Source organism: Halorubrum ezzemoulense DSM 17463 (genome assembly GCF_002114285.1).
Classification (GTDB): Archaea; Halobacteriota; Halobacteria; order Halobacteriales; family Haloferacaceae; genus Halorubrum; species Halorubrum ezzemoulense.
Genome location: NZ_NEDJ01000109.1, coordinates 1 through 6,759, shown reverse-complemented (window position 1 = coordinate 6,759; position 6,759 = coordinate 1). Strand labels below are relative to the sequence as shown.

Here is a 6,759-nt window from a genome sequence, read left to right as displayed (position 1 = left end):
CGTCTTCGGCCTCACGTAGCAGTTCATCGATTTCTTCCTCAGTCAAGTGATGCTCAATCTCTTTTCGACGTGAGCGCTCCATTACTCTTCTATCAAGCTTAACTAACAAAAGTTTTCATACTCATTACGCCTCGAGTTCGGCTTCGAGGTCGTCGGGGACTCGGGTGGAGATTGTGGGCATAGCGTTTGCTGTGTGTACAATGTACACAAATGTTCGGACGGCCAATCGCAGGGAAGCTTAGGCCGAATCGTCTTCGGTGTTATCGACGATGTTCCCACTTCCGGGATCTGGATTCTCGAAGGTGCCGGCCCCGTCAATCTCGACTTTTGCTATCGGTTTCTCGAGATCATCATCGTGGAAATCGTCGATCCACACATTCGTGTTTACTTGGACTTCTTCGAAGTTCTCGCTAACGTTTTTTCCTTCGTCACCGCAGTACAGCTTTGCATCAACGACACCCCCTATCCCGTTGCCCCCGCCTCCGTTCTCGGTCGTGAGGATACGGACTTTCTTGCCGCCCCCGGCGAACTTCACTCTCTTGACGTGATCTTTCACGTTCTCCTCTGATCTGTTACTGTCGTCGTCCTCGTCGCACCCGACCGTAAACGTCCGTGTCTTATCGACGGTCGTTCCGGTGTTTACGACCTCGCCCGAGAAGGTGAATGTGAGGCCTAGCGTTCCGCCGCTGTCGCATTCGGCGGTCACGTCGACGGAATTCCCTGTGCCTATCGTAACGTCGGCACGGTTGTCGCCGTCCGATGCCTCGCCATCCTCGCTACCTTCGTCCGACTCGCCCTCGATCTCGACCTCGATATCACCGTCGTCCGCTTCGACCCCAACCGCTCCGGTCGCCGATTCGAGTTCTGCGGTGACGGTTAGCTCGAGTTTTCCGGCAAATTGATTCTTGATTCGTACAACACCCTCCTTAATTTCCCCCTCAAGCCCCAGATACGCCTTCTCGTCCTCGACGACGTTCACCGAAACCTCCCGCTCGGCCGAGACGTTACTGAACGCCCCGGTGCCGACGCTCATCGCGCCGGAGCTCGCGCCGCCGAGCAGCAGGATGAGGGTTCGTCGTTTCATATTGAGGGTGTCGTCACGCGTCGTTTGTCGTTTATAGCCCGTTTCGACCCTAAGTTATGCGGCGCCGGAACCGCAGAAGGCACCGCCTGAACCGCTGCGCCCTACGTCAGTTCCGGGGGTTCCTCGGGTTCGCCGACCTTCATCTCCGCGGTGTAGTACTTGTGCGTGATCGCGGAGAACGCGAACGCGACGACGATGGCGACCGTCCACGCCATCTCGGGCAGGAGGGTGAACGGCCACGCGCCGAGCCACACCGCGCCGGCGAGCGCGGCGGCGACGCCCGAGAGCCCGAGATAGTAGTCGCTCCACGGGATCTCCTTCCCCTCGACCACGTCCATGTACAGGTCGACGTTCTGAAGCGCGGGCGTCGGCTCGACGATCCCCCGGTCCTTGTTGAACTCGACGACGCCCGCGTCGTCCATCTTCGGCAGGTGGGACTGCTGGAGGGCGGTGTACACGCGCTTGCGCTCGTCACCCGTGATCTCCGCCATGTCGGTCCCGTTCTCCCACGCCGCGATCTGCTCGGCCATGTCGCCGATCTCGAGTTTCTCCGCCTCCTCCCGCTTCAGCAGATGGACCGCGAACCGCCGGCGCTGGTTCGCCAACACGTCGAACAGGTCGTCTTCTGACACCTCAGTCGTCGGTTCTGCCCCCCGACCGTCCGGCCGCTGTACCGACGCCATTTCTGTCTGACATATATGAACACGCCAACATAAATCCCGTGGTTATGATAATCTGCTAAACTTTCTCGTCGTTCACTCGTGGGTCAACACGAACGCGTAAGTCGGCTTTTGACGGTCTAAGAAGCAGATACGTGGCGTCATACGGATTCTATTCGCGGGCACTCTAGCCGATATTATCAGGCTTCAGTAACTACCACCCTCGTTACACGGGCGACGATCGCCGCTTCAGGGCGGGCTTGAACGGGGTCTCAGGACCGGCCTGAACCGATCGAACCGGGGTTCAGGCAGGGTCGGAACGGAGCGGGCGGGGCTTCAGTCCCGCCCGGAAGTGTTTCTGGAAATTCATAACGATATGGGATAGGCCCCATGGGTGTAGTAGAGCGACCCGGGGCGACGCGGGATGTCTCGCGTCGGCGGCCCGCAGGTCGCGTGCGGACAACGAGGTTACACAACTATGGCAAACCGACGCAAGTTCCTCGCCGGACTCGGCGCATTGGCTTCCGGGAGCGCAGCCGCAGTGGGTACTGGTGCGTTCACAAGTGTGAGCGCAAATCGGGTCGTGTCAGTTGACGTTTCTGACGATCAAAACGCGTACTTACAGCTTCGTCCGAGTAAATATGCCGACTTCACTACGACTGATGGCAACGGTGTGCTTGAGATGGACTTTAGTGGAGTGAACGGCCAAACCGGAGATGGCGTTAATGCGAATGCCACAACCGGATTCGGCCCAGAGCTTACTATCCGGAACAACGGGACGGCTCCCGCCCGTGTTGTGATCGACAAGTCGGGTGTCGACGACGCACTTTCAGGGGATGGCAGTCTCGGGTTCTACGCTCCATTTAAATCGGACCCATACAACCGATACGACGGTGTTAAATCTGGGGCGACATTCACTACGACCTCCCCAAATTCGGCAGGCAATGTGGGAGTTGTCCTCGGGGTTGGATCGTTCGTTTCGGTGGCCGGAAACCTGAATATCGACGGCTGGGAGAGTAGCGTAAGTGACGCTTCAATTACCGTCTACGGGATTACTGACGATAGTGAACGATTCCCCAATGGTGGCCCGAATGCGACGACTGCGGATGACGGGGGTCCTGGAAACGGAGGTCTTCGAATTGGTGTCGAATCTGACGACCCCACTTCGATCGGGTAACCGAAACGTGGCGTTGATGAGTTAGCAGAGTCTTCAAAATTCATGACACACCCAGACGGGATCAAGATCCGTTTCGGTCGCCCACGCTGGCCACCGCCATTCTATGGTGCGGCGGTTCGACTCCGCCGGTGGGTCTCTGGGTAGACTATGAAACGGCGTAACTTCATTGCCGGCATGGGAGCCTTGACTACTTGTAGTGCGGCGGCAATGGGGACTGGTGCGTTCACGAGCCTGAGCGCGAGTCGGAACGTCTCCGTCTCAGTATCCCCAGACTCAAGTGCCTATCTACAACTGAAGGCATTAAGTACACCTAACTCAAACGAATTCGTCAACGGGTCTGGAGGGCGTTCTGATACTCTTTCGATTTCGATAGGTGATAACGAAGTCGGCGGGAAAGGTGTGAACGAACAGGCCAAAACGCATTTTGATGACTTGTTCTCTATCACGAATCACGGCTCACAACCGGTCTGGATCTGGATGAGGTCGAATATTCCTGGCGTAAATTACTATAATTCCGATATTGACGAAGGAATCAGCCTTGACGGCAACAATGTGTTCAACGACAGGGAGGTGATCCAGTATGTTGAGGTCGGGAACGGATTCAACGTTGGTCTGGCAATCAACACCGTCGGGAGACCGTCTGACCGAGACGGCCAATCGACGATCATTGCTAAGGCTGACGAGGAAGATGTACCCGACGAACCCGGGCACGCAGTACAGAACTCCGACAGAGGCGGTCCTCGGACGTAACTACCGCTAATAAATCTGTTGGCGCCAATCCATATTCGGTTTATACATTGTTTTTATGATAAATACACTGAGGATCGAACGCGCCAGATTCGGTGAGTAATCAGACCCTTCAGTGAATCAAGAACCACAATACGAAGACCGTCTGGGAACATTGTGTGTTTAACTAACTGATGCCGACTACCCGCCGGGTTTTGATACTGGTCCTACTAGCTGTCTCCGCAGCTACTGCGCTCGCCTTTGCCACGGGCGCGGCGGTGATCGACGGCGACGCGGACACCGTCGCCGACGGCGACCTCGCGGTCCAACCGGCCGACGGCCCGAACGGGCGGTACGCCTACCTGAACGACGACGAGATCGCGATCGACGTGTCGGCGTCGAACCCGAACATCGAGGATCCTTCTTTCAAGGGCGTGAACGTCGATTCGACGGGAACGATCGACGACGTGTTCACGGTCACGTACACGGCAGACGAGTACGCGCGCGTCTGGATCGAGTACGCCAGCGAGAACGTCACCTTCGTCGCCGGTGGGGACTCGATCGAAGGCGAGGCGAACAACGTCACGCTCGCGCCGAACGAGACCGTCACGGTCGGGCTCGCGCTCGACACGCGCGGGACGGCCGCCGGGGCGCAGCTGGGCGCCGACGAGTTCTCGATCGAGGCGAAGATCGCGGAGCCCGAGGAAGTGGACGCGACCGCGACGGGCGCGTCGACTCAGGAGACCGGCGACGGCGGCCCGACCACGACGGTCGTCTCGCCGAGCGCGGACCGCCGCGAGTTCGTCGCGAGCGGCGTCGAGTCCGGTGCGGAGGTCCGGTTCCGGGCCGACGGGATGCCCATCGACCGCGACAACGTCACGCTGGAGGGGATCGACCTGGCGGGCGTCCGGAACGAGCGCGTCGAGCTGAACGCAGCGGGGAGCCCGGTCCCCTTCGCGAACGGGAGCGCGCTGACCGCGCCCACGCGTCCCCGTCCGGTCGGGTACCTCTCGCTCGCGCACGAGTTCGCGCCCGACGCGGTCGACGCGATGACGATCCGGTTCAGCGCGGATCCGGCGTATCTCAACGCGACCGGGACCGACCCCGCGGACGTGACGCTCTACCGGCAGACGGACGCGGGCGACTGGGAGGCGGTGTCGGTCGAGGTCGTCGACGAGGCGGTCGTCGATATCCTGGGGCTCCCCGAGGACCGGGTCCACTTCCGCGCGACGACGACCGAGTTCTCGACGTTCGCGGTCGCGACGCGCGAGCCCCGGTTCGACGTGACCGCGGCGACGGTCGCGCCCGAGGCGATCGACCCCGGCGAGAACGTCACCGTCCGGGCGACCGTCCGAAACGGGGGCGGCGCGGCGGGCGAGCGCGCGGTGACGCTGACCGCCGACGGTAACTCGGTCGCGAGCGAGACGGTCGCGCTCGCGCCCAACGAGACGGCGACGCTCTCGTTCGACGAGACGGTCTCGGCCGCCGGCGCGTACGACCTCGCGGTCGGCGGGACCCCCGCCGGGACCCTGCTCGTCGGCGACCCCGGCGGCGACCCGGCGGGCGGTGAGGGGAGTAACTCCGAGGCGACTGGCGGCGACGGGGAGAGCGCCGAGACGGCGAGCGGCTCCGATGCGGCGAGTAGCGCCGCCGACACCGAGGCCGGGCCGACCGAGGAACCCGGGGGGATCGAGTTCGTCGAACTCGGCGGGCTGCTGGCCGCGCTCGCCCTCGCGGTGGCCGGACTCGCGCTGTTCCGCCGGATGCCGCGGTCGTGAGCCCCGGGCCGCATCCGGGGCGCGCGCCGACAGGTCTTAACCGCTGGTCGACGACCCACGGGCCGTGAGCACGTCTGCGACCGACGAGCGCGATCGCTCCGTCGACGGCGGCCCGTCGGATCGCTCCGTCGACGGTAGTCGGCCGGACCGCACGTTCAGTCAGGAGATGCTCGCCGGCGTCCGCGCGACCGACCTGCTCGTCCTGCTCGCGGTGCCCGCGGTCCTGCTCGCGGTCTTCGCGCTGCCGGAGGCGACCCGCCGCTCGCTCGCGTTCGCGTACGCGGACCCGACGGTGCCGTCGGCGTTCGCGGCGCACTACGTCCACCTCGGAACCGATCACCTCCTCGGGAACCTCGTCGGATACGGGCTCCTCGCCGGCGTCGGCTACGCGCTCGCCGTCCTTGGCGGGCGACGGCGGCTCTTCTTCACGTCGCTCGCGACGTACCTCGGCGCCTTCCCGTTCGCGCTGTCCGCGCTGAACCTCGCCGTCCCGCGGGACGCGATCGGCTTCGGCTTCTCCGGGATCAACATGGCGCTCGCCGGACTGCTCCCGATCCTGTGGTACTGCTACGCCCGCGAACACTTCGCGCCCGCGGCCTCGCTGCGTGCGCTGCCGGCGGTCTTCTTCGCGCTCGTCGGGTGGATCGCGCTCCTCGCGCTGCCGGTCTCGACGACGGGCATCGGGGTCGCGGGGCTGGCGATCGGCGTCGCGGGCGCGCTCCTCGCGGTGCTGTACGCGGCCAGCAGCGAGGTCCGGTTCCCGCCCGCGGTCCGGACGCACGCGGCCGCCGTCGCGTCGCGTCCCGGCTACGGGGAACTGCTGGTCGTCGGCGGGCTGGTGGCCGTCGGCTACCCCGTCGTCGGCTTCCCGTCCGACCCCTCGGGCGGCGGGAGCGTCGTGAACCTGTACGTCCACCTGCTCGGGTTCTGCCTCGGGTTCATCGGCCCGTTCGCGCTGCTCGCCGCCGGCGCCTTCGACGAGTAGGGCCGACGGCGGCCGCCCGATCCGGTTCGCCGCCACCCACGAAGTTATAAGGACACGCCGCCGTTCAGCGATCGACGACTACCTGACGGCCGCGCGACAGGTACCGCCTCGCGGCGGTCGCCGCCCCGAGTCCGTCTCCGAGCCGAGTTCGACACCATGTCACTCAAACGAACGCTGTCCGTCGCGCTCCAAGCGGCCGCGGTGCTGGTCGTCGTCTCGCTGGTCGTCGGACAGCTCCTCGGCCAACCGGTCCTCCTCAGCTACGTCGAGACCGGGAGCATGCAGCCGACGCTCGCTCCCGGCGACGGGTTCGTGGCGGTCCCGGCGCAGCTCGCGGGCGGGATCGGGCC

General features: G+C 63.5%; 6 protein-coding genes and 1 pseudogene. 5 read left to right on the top strand and 2 right to left on the bottom strand.

Translation table 11 applies throughout. The features are described 5' to 3' along the window. Window positions 1-238: 238 nt before the first annotated feature. Both B9H04_RS17030 and B9H04_RS17025 read right to left on the bottom strand, forming a co-directional pair. Window positions 239-1,084, bottom strand: a complete 846-nt coding sequence (locus tag B9H04_RS17030; protein WP_049932328.1) for a hypothetical protein — start codon at window positions 1,082-1,084, stop codon at window positions 239-241. Window positions 1,085-1,185: 101 nt separating this feature from the next. Continuing rightward, window positions 1,186-1,767 (bottom strand): DUF7344 domain-containing protein, encoded by a 582-nt coding sequence (locus B9H04_RS17025; protein WP_049932329.1) that lies wholly within the window; start codon window positions 1,765-1,767, stop codon window positions 1,186-1,188. 454 nt (window positions 1,768-2,221) lie between these two features. Here B9H04_RS17025 and B9H04_RS17020 point away from each other — a divergent pair, with 454 nt between their 5' ends. From B9H04_RS17020 to B9H04_RS17005, 5 genes and pseudogenes are all read left to right on the top strand, one after another. Then, window positions 2,222-2,920 carry a hypothetical protein gene (locus B9H04_RS17020; RefSeq protein ID WP_080508597.1) on the top strand — a complete coding sequence of 233 codons (699 nt, stop codon included), beginning with the start codon at window positions 2,222-2,224 and terminating at the stop codon, window positions 2,918-2,920. Window positions 2,921-3,319: 399 nt separating this feature from the next. Further along, window positions 3,320-3,670: a hypothetical protein gene (locus tag B9H04_RS18395; RefSeq protein ID WP_139835144.1), complete on the top strand. Its 351-nt coding sequence runs from the start codon at window positions 3,320-3,322 to the stop codon at window positions 3,668-3,670. A 170-nt stretch (window positions 3,671-3,840) separates the two neighbouring features. Next, window positions 3,841-5,424, top strand: coding sequence for a CARDB domain-containing protein (locus B9H04_RS17015; protein WP_049932331.1), 1,584 nt, complete (start codon window positions 3,841-3,843; stop codon window positions 5,422-5,424). A gap of 64 nt (window positions 5,425-5,488) precedes the next feature. After that, complete coding sequence (locus B9H04_RS17010; protein ID WP_049932333.1) at window positions 5,489-6,409, top strand: hypothetical protein; 921 nt, start codon at window positions 5,489-5,491, stop codon at window positions 6,407-6,409. A 156-nt stretch (window positions 6,410-6,565) separates the two neighbouring features. Continuing rightward, window positions 6,566-6,759: pseudogene (locus B9H04_RS17005) on the top strand (S26 family signal peptidase); the annotation flags it as partial.

Coding starts and splice junctions, on each gene's coding strand:
- B9H04_RS17015 (WP_049932331.1), top strand. CDS start 3,841: ATGCCGACTACCCGCCGGGTTTTGATACTGGTCCTACTAGCTGTCTCC.
- B9H04_RS17020 (WP_080508597.1), top strand. CDS start 2,222: ATGGCAAACCGACGCAAGTTCCTCGCCGGACTCGGCGCATTGGCTTCC.
- B9H04_RS17025 (WP_049932329.1), bottom strand. CDS start 1,767: ATGGCGTCGGTACAGCGGCCGGACGGTCGGGGGGCAGAACCGACGACT.
- B9H04_RS17030 (WP_049932328.1), bottom strand. CDS start 1,084: ATGAAACGACGAACCCTCATCCTGCTGCTCGGCGGCGCGAGCTCCGGC.